We start from the raw sequence: 19642 nt of genomic DNA, 5'->3' as shown, positions 1-19642 counted from the left end.
AGATGAGCGCACTCGATACGATCAAAGACACCGTGGAAAAGAACGACGTCGTTCTGTTCATGAAGGGCACCAAGATGATGCCGCAATGCGGGTTCTCTTCCCGCGTCGCCGGCGTCCTGAACTACATGGGCGTCGAATTCGCCGATGTGAACGTTCTGGCAGACCCGGAAATCCGTCAGGGGATCAAGGACTTCTCCGACTGGCCGACGATCCCGCAGCTTTACGTCAAGGGCGAATTCGTCGGCGGCTGCGACATCGTCACCGAGATGACCCTCTCGGGCGAGCTGGACCAGCTCTTCGAGGCGAATGGCGTGGCCTTCAACAAGGAAGCCGCCGCCAAGATCCGCGAAGCCAATCAGGAAGCCTGATCGAAAGAAAGCGCCGGAGCCACGGCCCTCTTCATTCAGACACAAATATCCTCGGGGGTGCGGGGGGGCGAGCCCCCCCGCCCTTTCTTTTTTCAGGCCTTGGCCTTGCAGCCCGACTTGACCACGGACTCCGCACCGCCCTTGGCGCCGTCCTTCAACAAGAGCGTGCCGGTGCCGTTCGCGTCCAGCACCCAGACGTGGTGCGTGCCGTCCGAGGGCCAGGAGTAGCGCTGACCCGCGCCGCCCTCTTCCAGAAGCAGGTTTTCCGGCCCCGGCAGCATGGCCGTGCCATTGCCGTAGGTCACGCTCAAGGCGCCGCCCGTGCTGCAGCTGTAATTGACCACCCGTCCGGGCATGTCGGCGGCGGGCGTGGGGGGCGGCGGCGGGGTCACGCAGCCCGCAACAAAGCTCAGCGCCAAAAGCGCCGCGGCGCCGGTGCCGAATTTCGCCTTGCGGCTCAATGAATTGGCTTGAGTCATGTCATGCGTTCCTCGATCGAAGCGGCCAGGCTTTCGGCCTGGGCGGCCAGATTGGCCATGGCGTCGGTGATAGACTGCGGGAGCGCTCCCGCCTCTGCCGCAACGCGCGGCTGCTGTTCAAGTTCCGCAATCTTCAACCGGGCCTGGCGCAATTCGTCCTCGACGCTGGCGGTGCGGTCGGCCAGCATCAGACCCGCCATCAGCAGCATCCGCGCCTCGGGCAGGCGGCCCATCTGGGCCTGCAGCGGGGTCGCCTCGTCGTCCAGCATCTTGGCGGCGGTGGTGAGGAAATGCTCCTCGCCCGCGCGGCAGGTCACGAAGAACTTGCGCGCGCCGATGGTGATTTCAATGTCCGGCATGGGTCCGGGCCTCCTCTGCGTCGATCAGCGGGCCGAGGGCGGCCAGGATATCGGCCATCTCGGTCGTCTCCGAGGCGCGCACGGCGCGCAGGGCTTCCAGTTCGGCCTGCAGGGCCCGGTTGATCAGGGGAGCGTCGGTGACCCCGGCCTCGGAGGCCTCGCGCAGGCGGCGCAGCTCCTCGCGCAGCTGTGCGACCGAGGAGCGCAGGCGCTGGGTGTCGAGCCCCTGGGCATCGAGCTGGCGGGTCAGGCGGGCGACTTCGGCGCCAAGATCCGGCCCCGGGCCTGCGGCAAGGGCTGCTTCGGCGTCATCCCGCGCCGCCTCGGCGCTGCGGCGGGCCTCGCGTTCGGCCTCGAGCGCGGCCTGCAGATGGATGATTTCGTCGCTTAGACCGGCGTCCAATGCGGGGTGCGCGGCCATGTCCGGCGCCGTTTCAGGCGCGCTCTGGAGTGTGGCGGAAGCCTTGGCCAGCCCTTCCACCCCTGCCCCGATCCGCGCAAGTGCGGCGATGATGCGTTGTTCCAGTTCGGCGAATTCAACCATTTTTGCCCCTGGTTTCCCCATTCGGCTGCTATGCCCTAGCTTTCGGAGCCGGACGCCCCGCCGTCAAGGCCGATCTTGGCGCAAATGCCCCGCTCCCTGCGCAGCCGGTGCTTGATCTTGCCATCCTAGGTGTTATTGACGGCCCATTCCCCGGCCTGCCCCTTTCACAGTTACAGGACACTCAAGTGGATATCGAAACCCTGCGCGCCCGCCACCCCGAGCATTGGATGCGCGCTGCCGCCATCCGGACCCTGACGCTGGATGCGGTGGCTGCCGCCAATTCCGGCCATTCCGGCATGCCGATGGGCATGGCCGATGTGGCGACGGTGCTGTTTGAAAAGCATCTGAAATTCGACCCCAAGGCGCCGCGCTGGCCGGACCGTGACCGGTTCATCCTCTCGGCGGGCCACGGCTCGATGCTGCTTTACGCGCTGATGTACCTGACCGGCTATGAAGACATCACGATCGAGCAGATCAAGGGTTTCCGCCAGTGGGGCATGCGCACCGCGGGCCACCCGGAATATGGCCATGCGGCCGGGATCGAGACGACCACGGGCCCTCTGGGTCAGGGCATCGCCAATTCGGTCGGGTTCGCCATTGCCGAGGCCAATCTGCGCGCCCGTCTGGGCGCCCGCGTGATGAACCACCGCACCTGGGTGATCGCCGGCGACGGCTGCCTGATGGAAGGTGTCAGCCAGGAAGCCCTGGCGCTGGCCGGCAAGCAGAAGCTGGAAAACCTGATCGTCCTCTGGGACAACAACGGCATCACCATCGACGGCAAGGTGTCCATCGCCGATGTGACCGACCAGAAGGCGCGCTTTGCCGCCTCGGGCTGGAATGTCTTCGAATGTGACGGCCATGACCCGGTCGACATCGACCGCGCGATGACCGCGGCCAAGACTTCGGGCGGGCCGTCCTTCATCGCCTGCAAGACCCATATCGCGCTTGGCTCTTCGGCGCAGGACACCTCCAAGGGCCACGGGGCGCTGACCGATCCCAAACTCATGGCCGACACCAAGGCCGCCTATGGCTGGACCGCCGCCCCCTTCGTCATCCCGGCGGATATCAAGGCCCAGTGGGAGGCCTTCGGCACCCGCGGCGCCGAGGCCCATGCCGCCTGGCAGGGCGTGGTGGCCGGCCTGCCGCAAGGCCGCCGTGACCTGCTGGAGCGGATCTTCGCGCTCGACGCCCCGAAGGGCCTGCGCAAGGCGATCAACGAGGTCAAGAAGGCCGCCGTCGAGGCCAAGCCGAAGCTGGCCACCCGGGCGGCCAGCGAAAAGGTGCTGACCGCGGTCAACCCGGTGATGTTCGAAACCATCGGCGGCTCGGCCGACCTGACCGGGTCGAACAACACCAAGACCCCGGATCTGGGCGTCTTCTCGCCCGAGGACCGCAAGGGCCGCTATGTCTATTACGGCATCCGCGAACATGGCATGGCCGCCGCGATGAACGGCATGGTGCTGCATGGCGGCGTGCGGCCTTACGGCGGCACCTTCATGTGCTTCACCGATTATGCCCGCCCCTCGATGCGCCTGTCGGCGCTGATGGGCGTGCCGGTGGTCTATGTGATGACGCATGACTCGATCGGCCTTGGCGAAGACGGCCCGACCCACCAGCCGGTGGAACATCTGGCGATTTCGCGCGCCACGCCGAACACCCATGTCTTCCGCCCCGCCGACCTCGTGGAAACCGCGGAAGCCTGGGAACTCGCGCTGTCGTCCAAGTCCACGCCCTCGGTTCTGGCGCTGAGCCGGCAGAACCTGCCGACCGTGCGCCTGACCCACAGCAATGCCAACCTGACCGCCAAGGGCGCCTATGTGCTGGCCGAGGCTACGGCCAAACGTCAGGTCATCCTGATGGCGACCGGCTCCGAGGTCGAGATCGCCCTGAAGGCACGCGACGCGCTGGAGGCCGAGGGCATCGGCACCCGCGTTGTCTCGATGCCCTGCATGGAGCTCTTCGCGGCCCAGGACGAGGCCTACCGCAAGCGCGTTCTGCCCCCGGGCACCGTGCGCGTGGCCATCGAGGCGGGCGTGCGCCAAAGCTGGGACCGCTGGCTTCTGGGCGAGCGGGGCCGCGAGGCCAAGTCGGGCTTCATCGGCATGAAGAGCTTTGGCGCTTCGGCCCCGATCGACCGGCTTTACAAGGAATTCGGCATCACGGCCGAAGATACCGTGGCCCTGGTGAAAACCCTGCTCTGAGGAAAGCGGGGGGGCTCGCCCCCCCGCTCCGCAGTTTCTTCGCTGCTGCGCAGCAAACTGCTCCGCACCCCAAGGATATTTGGGTCTGAATGAAAAGGAACGCCGGGGCTCAGGCCGCGGCGTTCTGCTTTTTGGTGAAGCGGGCGGCGAGGGGTTCGATGACCCGCGTCGCCAGCGGGATCAGCGCCAGCCCGAGGGCGAGGCCGACGATGCCATCCAGCACCGCCTTGACCGCCCAGCCGACGAAGCCCTGCGCCATGGGGGCGGCATGGGCCACCGCTTCCGACCAGTCCTCGAAGGCATGGGCGGGGGCGGCAAAGCCGAAGACCTCGGCGCCATGCACCACCATCGAACCGCCGACCCAGAGCATCGCCGCCGTGCCGAGGCTGGCAAGGAAGGTCAGGAAGGGCGGCATCCCCGCCACCAGACCGCGCCCCAGGGCACGGGTCACGGCAAGGCGGCCCTTGCGCGCGAGGTAAAGCCCGATGTCATCCATCTTCACGATCAGCCCGACCGAGCCATAGACCAGCGCCGTGATGCCGATGCCGACGATGGCGAGGGTGACGGCCTCCATCCAGAAACTGCCCTCGGGGATGGCGCCGAGGGCGATCGTCATGATCTCGGCCGAGAGGATGAAATCGGTCTTCACGGCACCGGCGACCTTGACCTCCTCCAGATGGGAAGGGTCGGGATCGGCGAAATCTTCTTCGACCTCGGCATCGGCATGGGGCGAGAGGTGGTGAAAGACCTTCTCGGCGCCCTCAAAGCACAGATAGGCGCCACCGATCGTCAAAAGTGGCACCACCGCGCCGGGCAGGAAGGCCGACAGCAACAGCGCCACTGGCAGAAGGATGATCAGCTTGTTCTTCAGCGAGCCCTTGGCGATGCGCCAGATGATCGGCAATTCGCGCTCGGCGGCAAAGCCCGTCGCATAGGTCGGCGTCACGGCCGTGTCGTCGATCACCACGCCGGCGGCCTTGGCCCCCGCCTTGGCCGCCGCCCCGGCGATATCATCCACCGAGGCCGCCGCCACCTTGGCAATCGCTGCCACATCGTCCAACAACGCCAGAAGTCCGCTCATCCGCCCTGCCCTTCATGTCCCTGACGCCTATCTAGGGGTGGAAGGCGGCCTTGCAAAGCACCTGACTTGACTTGTTTGCCCAATCGCGTAGGCCTTGCCCGCAAAACAGGAGATCGCGGTGAAGGACCATGGCTATCTGATCACGGCAGGGCTGATCGTGCTTGCGATCCTCGCCGACGTGACCCTGAACCAGTCGCGCATCACGCTGTTTTTGATCGAGGAGATCATCCGCCTGCAAGAATACCTGCAGTTCTGGCGCTAACGTCGAAATCAGCGGTTGAATCCAGATCAATTCTGGCGAATTTACCGCCTAGGCCCATCTTTCGCTTTCATCCTCTGCTCAGGAGTTCGTCATGACCGTCAAAGTCGCCATCAATGGTTTCGGCCGCATCGGGCGCAATGTGCTGCGTGCCATTCTGGAATCGGGCCGCACCGATATCGAAGTCGTCGCCATCAATGACCTCGGCCCGGTGGAAACCAATGCCCACCTGTTGCGCTTCGATTCGGTCCATGGCCGCTTCCCCCATCCCGTCACCACCACCGCCGACACGATCGACGTGGGCCGTGGCCCGATGAAGGTCACCGCGATCCGTAACCCGGCCGAGCTGCCCTGGGGTGATGTCGACATCATCATGGAATGCACCGGCATCTTCACCTCGAAAGACAAGGTCCAGGCGCATCTGTCGACCGGCGCCAAGCGCGTGCTGATCTCGGCCCCCGGCGATGGTGCCGACAAGACCATCGTCTTCGGTGTGAACCACGGCACGCTGACCAAGGAAGACCTCGTCGTCTCCAACGCCTCCTGCACCACCAACTGCCTGTCGCCCGTCGCCAAGGTGCTGAACGATTCCATCGGCATCGTGAAGGGCTTCATGACCACGATCCACTCCTACACCGGCGACCAGCCGACGCTGGACACGATGCACAAGGACCTCTACCGCGCCCGCGCCGCGGCGCTAAGCATGATCCCGACCTCGACCGGGGCTGCCAAGGCCGTGGGCCTGGTCCTGCCGGAGCTGAAGGGCAAGCTGGATGGCGTGGCGATCCGCGTGCCGACGCCGAATGTCTCGGTCGTCGATTTCGTCTTCGAGGCCAAGAAATCCACCAGTGTCGCCGAGGTCAACGAGGCGATCCGCGCCGCAGCAACCACCGGCCCGCTGAAAGGTATCCTCGGCTTCACCGAGCAGCCCAATGTCTCGGTCGACTTCAACCATGACCCGCATTCCTCGATCTTCCACATGGACCAGACCAAGGTTCTGGATGGCACGATGGTGCGGATCCTCAGCTGGTACGACAACGAGTGGGGCTTCTCCAACCGGATGTCGGATACCGCCGTGGCGATGGGCAAGCTGATTTAAGCCCTTTCTGTCAAAGGTTTGCATGCGGAAGTGGGGGCGCCTTCGGGCGCCCTTTATTTCATTCAGATTGATTTAGTTATGCTTAATTCGCCCTAGCTATGCGGCAGGCGCAATGCCGCACCGCAGCAATGGCCGTTGTTTGCGCAATCATTTCCTCCATATTGGGGAGGAAGCGGCAGGGGAAAGCCAACCGGGCCCACCACCGCAAGACAAGGACTGACCAAGATGAAAAAGCTTCTCGCCAATTACCGCGCCTATGCCGAACAACACGCCCGCTATCGCCAGACCCGCGACGAGATCGCTGGCCTGTCGAAAGCCGAGGCGATTGATCTGGGGATTTTCCCCTGCGACGCCGAAAAGATCGCCCGCAAGGCCGTCTGGGGCTGATATCCGGGGCCTGAGGCAGAAGACCTCGGCCCGCAGCGGTTTGCCATGACAGGCACGGGGGCCCTTTGGCCCCTTTTGCCGGAGCCGCGCCGCAAGGGTGCCACAGCGTAAAAGATACGGCACCAGCGCGCGACCTATGCACCAAACGCATTGCCGCATCGCAGCAGGGACAGTTGTTTGCGCTAACGCGCATCCCATATCTGATCCATGCAAAGGGAAGGCCAAAGGGTCCTCCCGCGCAAAGGGGAAAAAGTCCGCGGCCGGAAAGGTCGCCCGCCCCCGAGATGACCAAGATGACACCGGGGCCGAATGCCCCAGCGGTCGGGATCGTCCCGACCATCAGGAGAACGATGATGAAAAAGCTTTATGCCAACTACCGCGCCTATGCCGCCCAACATGCGCTGTACCGCCGGACCCGCGACGAGATCGCCCGCCTGTCGCCCGCCGAGGCGCTGGATCTGGGCATCTACCCGGGCGACGCCGCCCGCATCGCGCGTGAGGCCGTCTGGGGCTGACAGCCCCAGCGCAACGCCCGAGGGCCCGCACAGACCTTGACCGACCAAAGGGGCCCCGCGGCCCCTTTTTCATGTCCGCCTACTTGCGGATCGACTTCAGACCCTCGCGGAAGCGCTTGGCATTCTCGCGGTAGCGCTCGGCAGAGGCGAGGAGCCTCTCCTGCGCCTCGGCGTCCAGTGTGCGGACCACCTTGCCCGGCGCCCCCATGACAAGCGAGCCGTCCGGGATCTCTTTTCCTTCGGTGATCAGGGCGCAGGCGCCGATCAGGCAGCCCTTGCCGATCTTGGCGCCGTTCAGCACCGTCGCCCCCATGCCGATCAGGCTGCCCTCGCCGATCGTGCAGCCATGCAGCATCGCCTTGTGGCCGATGGTGCAATTGGCGCCGATCAGCAGGGGATAGCCCATGTCGGTGTGCAGCACCGCGTTTTCCTGGATGTTGGAGCCCTGGCCGACCCAGATCATCTCGTTGTCGCCGCGCAGCACCGCCCCGAACCAGATGCTGGCCTCATCCTCCAGCACCACCTTGCCGATCACATCCGCCGAAGGGGCGATCCAGGCATTCATCCCGACCTCGGGGGCCACGCCGTCCAGACTGTATTTCATCGCGCCGAAAACTCCTGGTTGAGGTCGCGCACGAAATCGGCGAGTTGCGGCTGCCGATCCCGTCTCAGACGTTCTGCCTTGAGAACGGTTACCAAGTCATTGAAAGCCTGGTCCAGATCCGAATTTACGATCACATAGTCGTATTCGGCCCAGTGGCTGATCTCGGACTGGCTTTTCGCCATGCGGGCGGTGATCACCTCTTCGCTGTCCTGACCGCGGCCGCGCAACCGGCTTTCCAGCTCGGCGATCGAGGGCGGCAGGATGAAGACCGAGACGACATCGTCGCGCATCGCCTGCTTGATCTGCTGGCCGCCCTGCCAGTCGATGTCGAAGAGCGTGTCGCGCCCCTCTTTCATCGCCTGTTCGACCGGACCGCGCGGGCTGCCGTAGAAATTGCCGAAGACCTCGGCATGTTCCAGCATCTGGCCGTCCTGTACCATCGCTTCGAACTCGGGGCGGGATTTGAAGTAATATTCGCGGCCATCCACCTCGCCCGGGCGCGGGCTGCGCGTGGTGGCCGAGACCGAGAAGCGCAGCGTCTCGTCCCAGGCCATCAGGCGGCGCGACAGGGTCGATTTTCCGGCCCCCGAGGGCGAGGACAGGATCAGCAGAAGCCCCCGGCGGAGAAAGGTCTTGGCCATCATCATTCCACGTTTTGCACCTGCTCGCGCATCTGGTCTATCACGGTCTTGAGGTCAAGCCCGATGCGGGTCAGGGCGATGGACTGCGCCTTGGAACACAGGGTGTTGGCCTCCCGCAGGAACTCCTGCACCAGAAAGTCGAACTTGCGGCCGACCGGCCCCGCCTCGGCCAGAAGGCTGCGGGCGGCGGCGACATGGGCGGTCAGGCGGTCGATCTCTTCGGTGATGTCGTTCTTCATCGCGAGGATCGCCATTTCCTGCGCGAGGCGGGCGGGGTCGACGGCATCGGTCTGGGCGAGGATGCGGGCCACGCCCTCGGCCAGCGCGGCGGAGGCTTCGCCCTGCCGGGCGGCGGCGGCCTCCTTCGCATCACTGACCAGCGCGTCGATCCGGTCGATCTGGGCCGAGATCACACCGTTCAGCGCCGCGCCTTCCGCCGCACGCATCGTGTTGAAATCGGCGATCAACGCCGGCAGGTCGGCCAGGATCGCGCCGCGCAGCGCCGCCGTGTCGACCTCGACCGCCGTGGCATCCAGCACGCCGCGCAGCGCCAGCACATCCGAGGCGGTGGCCTGGCCCAGCGTGACGCCGATCTGCATCGCCTGATCCTCGACCTCGCGCAGCGCGGCCAGCGCCGCCTGCAGCGCCGGATGGTTCAGGCGCAGCCCGTCGGCCCCCTCGCCCGCGCCCTCGCGCTGCACCTTCAAGGCCAGCGCCACATTGCCGCGGCCAAGCGCCTTGGCCAGTTCACCCCTGAGGGCCAGCTCCAGCCCCTCGACCCAATCCGGCACCCGCAGGCGCAGATCCAGCCCCTTGCCATTGACCGAACGCAGGTCCCATGACCAGCTGTAGCCCATGCCCTGCCCCTTGCGCGCCGCAAAGCCTGTCATCGAGATGGTCATTCTGCTCTCCCGTTTCCGCCCGCCGGATCTCGCAACCCAGGCGTGCAGATGTTTACCATTTGTCGAGATTATCCGCCAAATCCCAATCGAACGGTGTATGTTAAGACATCAGTAACCCAAGTTGCTGCAAGATTAACCCACCTTCGGTCAAGGGGCGCAAGTCCGGATGCGGAGGCAACAGACAGGGCGCCGGACGGGAAACCGCGGTGAGGATCAGATGGCATTGTCTTTTCTCGGACGTGGCGGCAAATCCGGGGCTTCCAATGGCGGCCGGGGTGGCACGCCCTTCGCGATGCTGGCCGAGGTGCGCGCCTATTGGGAGGGTCTGCGCGAAGGCGGCGCCCTGCCCGAGCGCGACCGGATCGACCCGCGCGGCATTGCCGGGGCGCTGGAAAACACCTTCCTTCTGGAACGCGTGGCCCCGGGCATCGGGCGCTTCCGCATCGCGGGGATGCAGCTCCATGACCTGATGGGGATGGATGTGCGCGGCATGCCGATGTCGGCCCTCTTTGAACCCACCGCCCGCAACCGGCTGGCCGATGGGCTGGAAGGCGTCTTCTCCGGCCCCGCCGTGCTGGAGCTTTGGCTCGAGGCCGAGCGTGGCATCGGCCGGCCCTCGCTGGAAGGGCGGATGATCGTGCTGCCCCTGACGGGGATGCGCGGCGAGACGGACCTGGCCCTTGGCTGCCTTGCGATGGACGGCGCCCTCGGCCGCGCCCCGCGCCGCTTTGCGATCGCCGGCCTGATGAGCGAGGTGATCGAACGGCGCACCGCCCCGCAGCGCCGCGCCACCACCCGCCCCGATCTGGAGCGCCGCCTGCCCGACCTGCCGCCCTTGCGCGAAATCCCCCCGGCCCTGGCCGAGGTCGCGCAGAAGACTGGATTCTCCGAAGCGCCGGCCGAATTCGCCCCGCGCCCGCCGCGCGGCAAGCCGAACCTCCGCCTGGTCTATTCCCGCGACTGAGCGCCATTGGCCCCCCGATGGCCCGGGAAGCTTCCCCAGAACGGGGATGAATGAAAAGGCCCCGCAAAACGCGGGGCCTTTTGATCTTGAAGCGATGGCGCAGACCTTACAGGGCGATCCGGCGCTGCACGTCGCGGCGCGAGGACAGCTCCTCGGAGACGAGGAAGGCCAGTTCCAGCGCCTGGCTCGCGTTCAGACGCGGGTCGCAGGCGGTGTGGTAGCGGCTCGACAGATCCTCGTCCGACACGGCGCGCAACCCGCCGGTGCATTCGGTCACGTCCTGGCCGGTCATCTCGAAATGCACGCCGCCGGGGATCGTGCCCTCGGCCTTGTGGATGTCGAAGAACTCGCGCACTTCGCGCAGCACCGATTCGAAGGGCCGGGTCTTGTAGCCCGAAGCCGCCTTGATCGTGTTGCCATGCATCGGGTCGCAGGACCACAGCACATTGGCGCCTTCCTGCTGCACCGCCTTGATCAGGCGCGGCAGGTGATCGCCGACCTTGCCGGCGCCAAAGCGCGCGATCAGGGTCAGGCGGCCCGGCTCGTTGCCCGGGTTCAGCTTGGCCATCAGCACCTTCAGATCCTCGGCCGTGGTCGAGGGGCCGCACTTCAGCCCGATCGGGTTCAGCACGCCACGGCAGAATTCGACATGCGCGCCGTCGGGCTGACGGGTGCGGTCGCCGATCCAGATCATGTGACCCGAGCCTGCCACCGGCTGGCCGGTGATGGAATCGATCCGGCACAAAGCCTCTTCATATTCCAGAAGCAGCGCCTCGTGGCTGGTGTAGAAATCCACGGTCGCCAGCGACGGCGCCGAATCCGAGTCGATCCCGGCGGCGTTCATGAAGTCCAAAGCGTCCGAGATGTGGTTCGACAGGGTCCGGTAACGCTCGGCCTTGTCATGTTCGGCAAAGCCCAGGGTCCAGGCATGGACGCGGTGGATATCGGCGAAACCGCCGGTCGAGAAGGCGCGCAGAAGGTTCAGCGTCGCCGCCGACTGGGTATAGGCCTGCAGCATCCGGTTGGCATCGGGCACGCGGGAGGCTGCGTCGAAGTCAAACCCGTTGATGATGTCGCCGCGGTAGGAGGGCAGCTCCACCCCGCCCACGACTTCCGTCCCCGCCGAGCGCGGCTTGGCGAACTGGCCGGCCATCCGGCCCACCTTCACCACCGGCACCTTGGCGCCATAGGTCAGGACCACGGCCATCTGCAGCATGACGCGGAAGGTGTCGCGGATGTTGTCGGCCGCGAATTCCGAGAAGCTCTCGGCGCAGTCACCGCCCTGCAGAAGGAAGGCCTTGCCCTCGGCGGCCAGCGCCAGCTGCTTCTTCAGCTTGCGGGCCTCGCCTGCAAAAACCAGAGGCGGATACTTGGCCAGCTGCGCCTCGACGCTCTTCAATCCCGCCTGGTCGGGATAGTCAGGCATCTGCACCCGCGGCTTCGCGCGCCAGTCCGATTTTGTCCAGCCTTTGGTCATGGCTTGTTCCTCCGTCACAATTCCCCCGCGATATAAGGAAATCGGCACGGAAAGCAAAGGGCGAAAGGCGTCTTTTCACCGGCGCGGCAGAGGGCCAGTAAGGGGCCACTTCGGGGGCCTTCTCGGAGGCCTTGTATCGACACAGGATTCCGGGCGGATTTCCCCGATCCCCCCTTGCGGACGGAACACTTTCCTGTTTCCTTGCGCCAATAACGACACATCAGGTCGCAACATGTCCACGCCGCCGCGCAAAGCCACGCAAACCTCGAAATCCGAGGCGCCCCGCCGCTTTGTGTTCCTGCTTCTCGACAAATTCACCATGCTCGCCTTCGCTTCGGCGATCGAGCCTTTGCGGATTGCCAACCGCGTGGTGGGCGACAAGGTCTATACCTGGGCGCTGGCCGGTGAGGGCGGCGAGATCGCCACCTGCTCCAACGGCACCGCCTTCAAGCTGGACATGGGGCTGGAGGATATCGACCGCGAGGATCTGCTGCTGGTTTGCGGCGGGATCGACGTGCAGAAGGGCACGACCAAGGCCGTGCTGAACTGGCTGCGGCGCGAGGCGCGGCGCGGTGCCACGATCGGCGGCCTCTGCACCGGGGCCTATGCGCTGGCCAAGGCCGGGCTGCTCGACGGCAAGAAAGCGACGATCCACTGGGAAAACCAGGACGGCTTTCTGGAAGAGTTCGAGGATGTGAACCTGACGAAATCGGTCTTCGTGATGGATGGCAACCGCTGGAGCACGGCGGGCGGCACCTCCTCGCTCGACCTGATGCTGAAGGTGATCGCGGGCGATCATGGCGAGGATGTCGCCAATACCGTGGCCGACCAACTGATCTATTCGACGCCGCGCACCGACCAGGACACCCAGCGCCTGTCGATCCCGACGCGGATCGGCGTCCGGCATCCGAAGCTTTCCCAAGTCATCCAGATGATGGAAGGCAATATCGAAGACCCGATGTCGCCCGCCGATCTGGCCGAGGAAGTCGGCATGTCGACCCGCCAGCTCGAACGCCTGTTCCGCCGTTACCTCAACCGCTCACCCAAGCGCTACTACATGGAACTGCGCCTGCAGAAGGCGCGCAACCTTCTGATGCAGACCGATATGTCGGTGATCAACGTGGCGCTCGCCTGCGGCTTTGCCAGCCCCTCGCATTTCTCCAAATGCTACCGCAGCCATTACAACACCACGCCCTACCGCGAGCGTGGAACGCAAGGCACCCCGCCCCTGCCGATGGCGGGGCGGTTGTCGATCTGACTTACCCCGCCGCGGCGACCGGCGCCGGGCCGAACCGATTGGCGCCCGGCGTGCCCTCGCTGGCGAACCAGATGATCAGGATGATGGCGCCCATCGCGGGGACGCAACCGATCAGAAGCCACCAGCCCGACCGGTCCAGATCGTGCAGGCGGCGCACGATCACGGCAAGACCCGGGATCATATTGATCACCATGAAGACGTTGACCAGCAAGGCGAGGATCAGGAGCGGTCCCATCTGCAATAGGACGGTCAGCGCTGACGTCGTCTGCGCTCCCACGCTGGGCCCCAAACCAACGGCCCAGATGCCGATGATGCTTTGCGCCACCCCGATCGTGACGAATTGATAGAGCATCCAATACCAGAATTCCGACCGTGTCGCGCGGCCGGGAAAAATCTGTGCGGTATAAACGGATTTGATGGCTTCGGCGAACGTCATGGGCGGCCCCTCGCATGGCAATGTCACGCGCAAAGCCTAGTGCGGCGCCCCGGTCCGCGTCCAATTCCGATCAGCCCCCCGCGCAACTTATCCGGTAGGATGGGCAATATTGCCCATCTTTCCAGAGGCCTGCGCGCCTATTACGAGCCTTCGTTGCAGAAGGACTGCACGATATTGCAGTTGGAGGTATAGCCCGAGCAATTGGCCAGCGCGGTTTCTTCCGCCTTGGCCACCGACTTGTCGGCCGAAAAGCCCATGCCATAGCCGTCACCGACCGCCACAGCCCCGCAATTGGGAAACACCACGACCGCCTCGCAGTCGCCCACGCCACACTGGCTGTTGGCCTCGCTCGAGGCCTCGCCCTTCGTCGCGAAATTCCAGCCGCCGCCGACCTTGCCGGTGGAGGGCGAAAAGGCGATCGCGCCGAACAGGCTTCCGGCTGCGGCGGAAGTGGCCATCGCAGGCAAAGCCAGAGCGGTGATCAACGCAACAGCATAGCGGTAAGACATGTCAGTCCTCTCAAGCCCCCCGGCCATTGGGCGCGGGTTCGTACACATGAAGGTGGCGGTGTCCCCCCGCATCGTCAAGGCCTGCCCCGAAATTCGCCCCCCAAGGTGACGCCGCTTTGCAACGCAGGTCCGCGCGCCACGGCAAAAGCCTTGGATCCGGCGGGGCAAAACCCGGGGCTTTGCCGGTTTCAGGCGGCTCCCAAGGTGCTTTTCTTTTCAATCGGGCCACACTAGGCTCCGCTCAGGATCAAGATCCAATCAGGGAGATAAAAATGAAAAAACTGTTGCTCGCCTCGGCTGCTGTTGCGCTTTGCGCCGGTGGCGCCTCGGCGGAAGACGTGAAACTCGGCGTGCTCTTCGGCTTCACCGGTCCGATTGAATCGCTGACCGGCCATATGAAGAACGCTGCCGAAGCCGCGATCAAAGAGGTCAACGATTCGGGCAAATCGAAATTCGCTTTCTCGGACGTGACCGGCGATACGACCTGCACCGGCTCTGACGTGGCGGTGGCCGCGGCCGAAAAGATGGTGACCTCGGACGGCGTCAAGGGCATCATCGGCGGCGACTGCTCGGGTGTGACCGGCGCCATCCTGCAGAAGGTCGCGCGTCCGAACGGCATCGTGATGATCTCGCCCTCGGCGACCTCGCCTGCTCTCTCGACCGCCGAGGATGACGGCCTCTTCTTCCGCACCGCCCCCTCGGACGCCCGCGAAGGCGAAGTGGCCGCCGACATCCTGCAGGAACATGGCGTGAAGTCGATCGCCATGACCTATTCCAACAGCGATTATGGCAAGGGCCTGGCCGAAGCCATTGCGGCCTCCTTCGAAAAGCTCGGCGGCAAGGTCACCATCGACATCCCGCATGACGACGCCAAATCCGACTTCTCGGCCGAGGTCGCCTCGCTGGCGGCGGCGGGCGGCGATATCCTCGTCGTGGCGGGCTATGTCGACCAGGGCGGCAAGGGCATCATCCGGGCGGCGCTCGACACCGGGGCCTTCTCGACCTTCGAACTGCCGGGCGGCATGGTCTCCACCTCGCTGACCGACAACTTCGGCAAGTCGATCGACGGTTCCTATGGCCAGGTGCCGGAATCCGACAGCCCCGGTGCGGCGATCCTGAAGGAGATGGGCGCGAAGAACTCGCCCGCCTACGAGGCGACCTCGCCCTATACGATGGAAAGCTATGACGCGGCGGCGCTGATCATGCTGGCGATGAACGCGGCCGGCTCCTCCGATCCCAAGGTCTACAAGGACAAGATCATGGAAATCGCCAACGGCCCCGCCGATGGTTCGGGCACCAAGATCCTGCCCGGCGAGCTGGGCAAGGCGCTGGAGCTGATCGCCGCCGGCAAGCCGATCGACTATGACGGCGCCTCGGGCGTGACCCTGATCGGGCCGGGCGAAAGCGCTGGGCGCTACAAGGAGTTCAAGATCGAGGACGGCAAGTTCGTCACCGTGAAGTACCGTTGAGCCAGAGCTGAACGAGAACCTGCGCGGCCCGGGGCCTGTCCCCCGGGCCGTTGCCACTGTAAAGCACGACCCAGAGAGCCCCTAAGGGCCGCTTGGGAACAGGGGAACACATGATCGTCGTCGAGGATCTACACAGGCACTTCGGGGCCTTTCGCGCCGTGGACGGCGCCTCGCTGGAAATTGCCACAGGGTCGATCACCGGCCTGATCGGGCCGAATGGCGCGGGCAAGACCACGCTGTTCAACGTCATCGCCGGTCGCCTCGCCCCGACCTCGGGCCGGGTGATCATGGATGGCGAGGATATCACCGGCCTCGCCCCGCATCAGCTTTTCGCCAAGGGCCTCTTGCGCACCTTCCAGATCGCGCATGAGTTTTCCTCGATGACGGTGCGGGAAAACTTGATGATGGTGCCGGCCAACCAGGTCGGAGAGCGGCTGTGGAACACCTGGTTCCGCCGCGGGCTGATCGCCCGGGAAGAGGCCGCGCTGCGCAAGAAGGCCGACGAGGTGCTGGATTTCCTGACCATCTCGCATATCGCGGATGAGAAGGCGGGCAATATCTCGGGCGGGCAGAAGAAGCTGGTGGAACTGGGCCGCACCATGATGGTCGATGCCAAGGTGGTGTTTCTGGATGAGGTCGGCGCCGGGGTGAACCGCACCCTGCTCAACACCATCGGCGATGCCATCGTGCGCCTGAACAAGGAGCGCGGCTATACCTTCTGCGTCATCGAACATGACATGGATTTCATCGCCCGGCTTTGTGATCCGGTGATCGTGATGGCCGAGGGCAAGGTCCTGGCCAAGGGCACGGTGGACGAGGTCAAGAACGACGAGCGGGTGATCGAGGCCTATCTGGGCACCGGATTGAAGAACAAGGTGGTGGCCCATGGCTGACTGCGTCGCACGGATTTTCTGCGAAAATCCTGAAAGAAGCCAATTTTCTGCGAAAATTGGGAAGGCGAATTTTCGTACGAAAATTCGGGACCGGAATTTTCGCAGAAAATTCGTGACCCGGCCCGCCACCGCAGAGGTGTCGCATGGCTGAGCCCTTCCTGATCGGCGATGCGATGACCGGCGGCTATGGCGCCACCGACATCCTGCACGCCTGCACCATCGCGGTCGAGAAAGGCCAGATCGCGGTGATCGTCGGCCCCAATGGCGCCGGCAAATCCACCGCGATGAAGGCGGTCTTCGGCATGCTCTCCCTGCGCGGCGGCCAGGTCCGGCTCAACGGCGAGGATATCACGAAGCTTTCGCCGCAGGACCGCGTCGCCAGGGGCATGGCCTTCGTGCCGCAGACCCACAACATCTTCACCTCGATGACGGTCGAAGAGAACCTCGAAATGGGCGCTTACCTCCGCCGCGACGACATCAAGGGCACGCTGGAGCAGGTCTATCACCTCTTCCCGATCCTGAAGACCAAGCGCCTGCAGCCGGCGGGCGAGCTCTCGGGCGGCCAGCGCCAGCAGGTCGCCGTCGGTCGCGCCCTGATGACCCAGCCGCAGGTCCTGATGCTGGATGAGCCCACCGCCGGCGTCTCGCCCATCGTGATGGACGAACTTTTCGACCGCATCATCGAGGTCGCCCGCACTGGCATCTCGATCCTGATGGTCGAACAGAACGCCCGCCAAGCGCTGAACATCGCCGACAAGGGCTATGTCCTCGTCCAGGGCGCCAACCGCTACACCGACACCGGCGAGGCCCTTCTGGCCGACCCGGACGTCCGCCGCACGTTCCTGGGGGGCTGAGCCATGGATTTCCTCAACGCGCTCGTGGTCTTTCTGAACTATGTCATCCTGCCCGCCGCCGCTTACGGCGCGCAGCTTGCCGTGGGGGCGCTTGGCGTCACGCTGATCTTCGGCATCCTGCGCTTCTCGAACTTTGCCTGGGGCGACACGATGGCCTTCGGCACCATGGTGGTGATCCTCTTCACCTGGCTGTTCCAGAGCCTCGGCATCTCGATCGCGCCGCTTCCCACCGCCCTTCTGGCCATGCCGATCGGCATTCTGGTCACCGCGGCCTTCCTTCTGGGCACCGACCGCGTCGTCTATCGCTTCTACCGCCGGCAGAAGGCCAAGCCGATCATCCTCGTCATCGTCTCGGCCGGGGTCATGTTCGTGATGAACGGCCTCGTCCGGATGATCATCGGCACCGAGGAGCAGAACTTTGCCGATGGCGGCCGGTTCCTGGTCTCGGCCCCGCAGTTCAAGGACTGGACGGGGCTGGCCGAGGGCCTGTCGATCAAGGGCACCACGGTGATCACCCTGATCACCGCCTTCCTGACCATGGCGGCGCTCTTCTGGTTCCTGCAGAAGACCCGCACCGGCAAGTCGATGCGGGCCTTTTCCGACAACGAGGATCTGGCGCTCCTCTCGGGGATCAACCCCGACCGGGTGGTGCAGGTGACCTGGGTGATCGCCGCGGCGCTGGCCGTGATCGCGGGCACGCTCTACGGTCTGGACAAAAGCTTCCGGCCCTTCATCTACTTCCAGCTCTTGCTGCCGATCTTTGCGGCGGCCGTGGTGGGCGGGCTCGGCTCGCCCAAGGGTGCCGTGGCGGGGGGCTTCCTCGTCGCCTTTTCCGAGATCGTGGTGACCTATGCCTGGAAGAAGGTGTTGACCTATCTTCTGCCCGCCAGCCTCGCGCCCGACAGCCTGATGCAGCTTCTGTCCACGGATTACAAATTCGCGGTCAGCTTCTCGATCCTCATCATCGTGCTGTTGTTCATGCCCAACGGGCTGTTCAACAAGGGGAAATGACATGACAAACCGTGCCGCCCTTCTCTTTGCCGCCGTGGCCGGGCTTTACATCCTGACCGGGCTTGGCATGTCGTGGAACGTCAGCCTGAACATCCTGATCCTCGGGCTTCTGTCGGCGATCATGGCGCTCGGGGTGAACATGCAATGGGGCTATGCCGGGCTCTTTTCGACCGGCATCGTCGGCTCGGTCGCGCTGGGAGGGCTGGCGGTCGTCTTCGTCTCGGGCGCGCCGGTGCCGGCGGCCTTTGCGGCGGGGGGCGGGCGGCTGCTCTTCGGCCTTGGCGTCGGCGTGGCGGTGATCGCCGCGGCCGTGGCGGCCTGGAAGCTGATGCCGAAGGGGCGGCTTCGCGGTGTCGTGGTGGCGGTGATCCTGATCGGCGGCTTCTTCCTCTACCGCGCGATCTTCGACCCCGCCGTCTCTGCGATCGAGGCGAATGACCCTGCGACCTATGGCAATATCGGCGGCTTCGGCCTGAACTCGATCTGGGCCTGGCCGGTGGGCGCACTTTTCGCCGCCGTGGCGGCCTGGGCCATCGGCAAGATCGCCCTCGGCCTGCGCGAGGATTACCTCGCCATCGCCACCCTCGGCATCGCCGAGATCATCGTCACCGCGATCAAGTCCGAGGACTGGATGGCGCGCGGGGTGAAGAACTTCACCGGCCTGCCGCGCCCCTGGCCGGTGCCCTACGAGGTCAACATGCAGGCCGACGCTGGCTTTCTGGCCTTCTGCGCCAAATGGGGGCTGAACCCGGTGACCACCTCCTCGATTGCGGTCAAGGGCATCTACATCATCATGTTCGCGATCATCCTGGCGGTGCTGATGTGGCTTCTGCAGCGCGCGTTGAACTCGCCCTGGGGCCGGATGATCCGGGCGATCCGCGACAATGAGGTCGCAGCCGAGGCGATGGGCAAGGATGTCAAACGCCAGCATCTGATGATCTTCATCCTCGGCTCGGCGGTCGTCGGCCTGTCGGGGGCGATGTATGTCTCGCTGCAGGGCCAGCTGGTGCCGGGCGAATACAGCCCGCTGCGCTTTACCTTCCTCGTCTGGATCATGGTGATCCTCGGCGGGTCGGGCAACAACTGGGGCTCGGTCCTGGGCGGGCTGCTGGTCGGCTGGCTCTGGCTGATCGTCGACAGCGCCGGGCCGCTTCTGATGGGGCTGATCACCTCGGGCATGGCCGAGGGCGCGGTGAAGAGCCATCTCCTCGACCTCGCCTCGCAGCTGCGCCTTCTGACGCTGGGGGTGGCGCTGCTTCTGGTGCTGCGCTTCAGCCCGCGGGGCCTGTTGCCCGAGACCTAGCGGCCGTCCCCTCGGCCAAGCGACATCCG

The 19642-nt window shown here is 65.0% G+C and carries 23 protein-coding genes; 13 read left to right on the top strand and 10 right to left on the bottom strand.

The window, feature by feature from the left end:
• Window positions 1–2 precede the first annotated feature (2 nt).
• On the top strand, window positions 3–368 hold the full coding sequence (gene grxD, locus AC1DZT_RS10540; protein ID WP_478006580.1) for a Grx4 family monothiol glutaredoxin: 366 nt from the start codon (window positions 3–5) through the stop codon (window positions 366–368).
• A 92-nt stretch (window positions 369–460) separates the two neighbouring features.
• Here grxD and AC1DZT_RS10535 read toward each other — a convergent pair whose 3' ends face one another.
• From AC1DZT_RS10535 to AC1DZT_RS10525, 3 genes are read right to left on the bottom strand one after another with little or no spacing between them, the layout of a single operon-like run.
• Window positions 461–847 (bottom strand): hypothetical protein, encoded by a 387-nt coding sequence (locus tag AC1DZT_RS10535; RefSeq protein ID WP_478006579.1) that lies wholly within the window; start codon window positions 845–847, stop codon window positions 461–463.
• Window positions 844–1206 (bottom strand): cell division protein ZapA, encoded by a 363-nt coding sequence (locus tag AC1DZT_RS10530; protein ID WP_478006578.1) that lies wholly within the window; start codon window positions 1204–1206, stop codon window positions 844–846. The genes AC1DZT_RS10535 and AC1DZT_RS10530 overlap by 4 nt, the downstream gene beginning before the upstream one ends.
• Window positions 1193–1750, bottom strand: coding sequence for a hypothetical protein (locus tag AC1DZT_RS10525; RefSeq protein ID WP_478006577.1), 558 nt, complete (start codon window positions 1748–1750; stop codon window positions 1193–1195). The genes AC1DZT_RS10530 and AC1DZT_RS10525 overlap by 14 nt, the downstream gene beginning before the upstream one ends.
• Window positions 1751–1935: 185 nt before the next feature.
• Here AC1DZT_RS10525 and tkt point away from each other — a divergent pair, with 185 nt between their 5' ends.
• Complete coding sequence (tkt, locus tag AC1DZT_RS10520; RefSeq protein WP_478006576.1) at window positions 1936–3951, top strand: transketolase; 2016 nt, start codon at window positions 1936–1938, stop codon at window positions 3949–3951.
• 109 nt (window positions 3952–4060) lie between these two features.
• On the opposite strand, the gene AC1DZT_RS10515 is transcribed toward tkt, so the two are convergent.
• Entirely contained in the window at window positions 4061–5032 is a 972-nt protein-coding gene (locus AC1DZT_RS10515) for a DUF808 domain-containing protein (RefSeq protein WP_478006575.1), read from the bottom strand.
• Between the two features lie 118 nt (window positions 5033–5150).
• Here AC1DZT_RS10515 and AC1DZT_RS10510 point away from each other — a divergent pair, with 118 nt between their 5' ends.
• The 4 genes from AC1DZT_RS10510 to AC1DZT_RS10495 all read left to right on the top strand — a co-directional run bounded on the left by AC1DZT_RS10510 (window position 5151) and on the right by AC1DZT_RS10495 (window position 7292).
• Entirely contained in the window at window positions 5151–5294 is a 144-nt protein-coding gene (locus AC1DZT_RS10510; protein WP_478006574.1) for a hypothetical protein, read from the top strand.
• Window positions 5295–5385: 91 nt separating this feature from the next.
• Window positions 5386–6390 (top strand): type I glyceraldehyde-3-phosphate dehydrogenase, encoded by a 1005-nt coding sequence (gap, locus tag AC1DZT_RS10505; protein WP_478006573.1) that lies wholly within the window; start codon window positions 5386–5388, stop codon window positions 6388–6390.
• Between the two features lie 225 nt (window positions 6391–6615).
• Complete coding sequence (locus AC1DZT_RS10500; protein ID WP_478006572.1) at window positions 6616–6777, top strand: DUF1127 domain-containing protein; 162 nt, start codon at window positions 6616–6618, stop codon at window positions 6775–6777.
• Window positions 6778–7130: 353 nt separating this feature from the next.
• On the top strand, window positions 7131–7292 hold the full coding sequence (locus tag AC1DZT_RS10495; protein ID WP_478006571.1) for a YjiS-like domain-containing protein: 162 nt from the start codon (window positions 7131–7133) through the stop codon (window positions 7290–7292).
• A gap of 79 nt (window positions 7293–7371) precedes the next feature.
• Here the strand turns inward: AC1DZT_RS10495 and AC1DZT_RS10490 are convergent, their stop codons facing one another.
• From AC1DZT_RS10490 to AC1DZT_RS10480, 3 genes are read right to left on the bottom strand one after another with little or no spacing between them, the layout of a single operon-like run.
• Window positions 7372–7896, bottom strand: coding sequence for a gamma carbonic anhydrase family protein (locus AC1DZT_RS10490; RefSeq protein WP_478006570.1), 525 nt, complete (start codon window positions 7894–7896; stop codon window positions 7372–7374).
• Entirely contained in the window at window positions 7893–8537 is a 645-nt protein-coding gene (gmk, locus tag AC1DZT_RS10485) for a guanylate kinase (RefSeq protein WP_478006569.1), read from the bottom strand. Before gmk ends, AC1DZT_RS10490 begins: the two co-directional genes overlap by 4 nt.
• Window positions 8538–8539: 2 nt before the next feature.
• Window positions 8540–9439, bottom strand: a complete 900-nt coding sequence (locus AC1DZT_RS10480) for a YicC/YloC family endoribonuclease (RefSeq protein ID WP_478006568.1) — start codon at window positions 9437–9439, stop codon at window positions 8540–8542.
• A 217-nt stretch (window positions 9440–9656) separates the two neighbouring features.
• On the opposite strand from AC1DZT_RS10480, the gene AC1DZT_RS10475 reads away from it, so the two are divergent.
• On the top strand, window positions 9657–10403 hold the full coding sequence (locus AC1DZT_RS10475; RefSeq protein WP_478006567.1) for a PAS domain-containing protein: 747 nt from the start codon (window positions 9657–9659) through the stop codon (window positions 10401–10403).
• A 106-nt stretch (window positions 10404–10509) separates the two neighbouring features.
• Here the strand turns inward: AC1DZT_RS10475 and AC1DZT_RS10470 are convergent, their stop codons facing one another.
• Window positions 10510–11880, bottom strand: a complete 1371-nt coding sequence (locus tag AC1DZT_RS10470) for a class II 3-deoxy-7-phosphoheptulonate synthase (protein WP_478006566.1) — start codon at window positions 11878–11880, stop codon at window positions 10510–10512.
• Window positions 11881–12112: 232 nt separating this feature from the next.
• On the opposite strand from AC1DZT_RS10470, the gene AC1DZT_RS10465 reads away from it, so the two are divergent.
• The gene (locus AC1DZT_RS10465; RefSeq protein WP_478006565.1) at window positions 12113–13138 is read left to right on the top strand and encodes a GlxA family transcriptional regulator; all 1026 of its coding nucleotides are present in this window, start codon (window positions 12113–12115) and stop codon (window positions 13136–13138) included.
• A 1-nt stretch (window position 13139) separates the two neighbouring features.
• On the opposite strand, the gene AC1DZT_RS10460 is transcribed toward AC1DZT_RS10465, so the two are convergent.
• Both AC1DZT_RS10460 and AC1DZT_RS10455 read right to left on the bottom strand, forming a co-directional pair.
• Window positions 13140–13574, bottom strand: coding sequence for a DUF805 domain-containing protein (locus tag AC1DZT_RS10460; protein ID WP_478006564.1), 435 nt, complete (start codon window positions 13572–13574; stop codon window positions 13140–13142).
• 140 nt (window positions 13575–13714) lie between these two features.
• Window positions 13715–14083: a DUF4189 domain-containing protein gene (locus AC1DZT_RS10455; RefSeq protein ID WP_478006563.1), complete on the bottom strand. Its 369-nt coding sequence runs from the start codon at window positions 14081–14083 to the stop codon at window positions 13715–13717.
• Window positions 14084–14355: 272 nt separating this feature from the next.
• On the opposite strand from AC1DZT_RS10455, the gene AC1DZT_RS10450 reads away from it, so the two are divergent.
• From AC1DZT_RS10450 to AC1DZT_RS10430, 5 genes are all read left to right on the top strand, one after another.
• Window positions 14356–15552 (top strand): ABC transporter substrate-binding protein, encoded by a 1197-nt coding sequence (locus AC1DZT_RS10450; RefSeq protein ID WP_478006562.1) that lies wholly within the window; start codon window positions 14356–14358, stop codon window positions 15550–15552.
• A gap of 110 nt (window positions 15553–15662) precedes the next feature.
• Complete coding sequence (locus AC1DZT_RS10445; RefSeq protein ID WP_478006561.1) at window positions 15663–16445, top strand: ABC transporter ATP-binding protein; 783 nt, start codon at window positions 15663–15665, stop codon at window positions 16443–16445.
• A 143-nt stretch (window positions 16446–16588) separates the two neighbouring features.
• Window positions 16589–17299, top strand: coding sequence for an ABC transporter ATP-binding protein (locus tag AC1DZT_RS10440; protein ID WP_478006560.1), 711 nt, complete (start codon window positions 16589–16591; stop codon window positions 17297–17299).
• A 3-nt stretch (window positions 17300–17302) separates the two neighbouring features.
• On the top strand, window positions 17303–18310 hold the full coding sequence (locus AC1DZT_RS10435) for a branched-chain amino acid ABC transporter permease (RefSeq protein ID WP_478006559.1): 1008 nt from the start codon (window positions 17303–17305) through the stop codon (window positions 18308–18310).
• Window position 18311: 1 nt separating this feature from the next.
• Entirely contained in the window at window positions 18312–19613 is a 1302-nt protein-coding gene (locus AC1DZT_RS10430) for a branched-chain amino acid ABC transporter permease (protein ID WP_478006558.1), read from the top strand.
• The last annotated feature ends 29 nt before the right edge of the window (window positions 19614–19642 follow it).

It is taken from the genome of Rhodobacter sp. P1_C2 (assembly GCF_056406375.1).
Note: the sequence above shows the minus strand (reverse complement) of the source record. Positions and strands in the feature narration are given on the sequence as shown.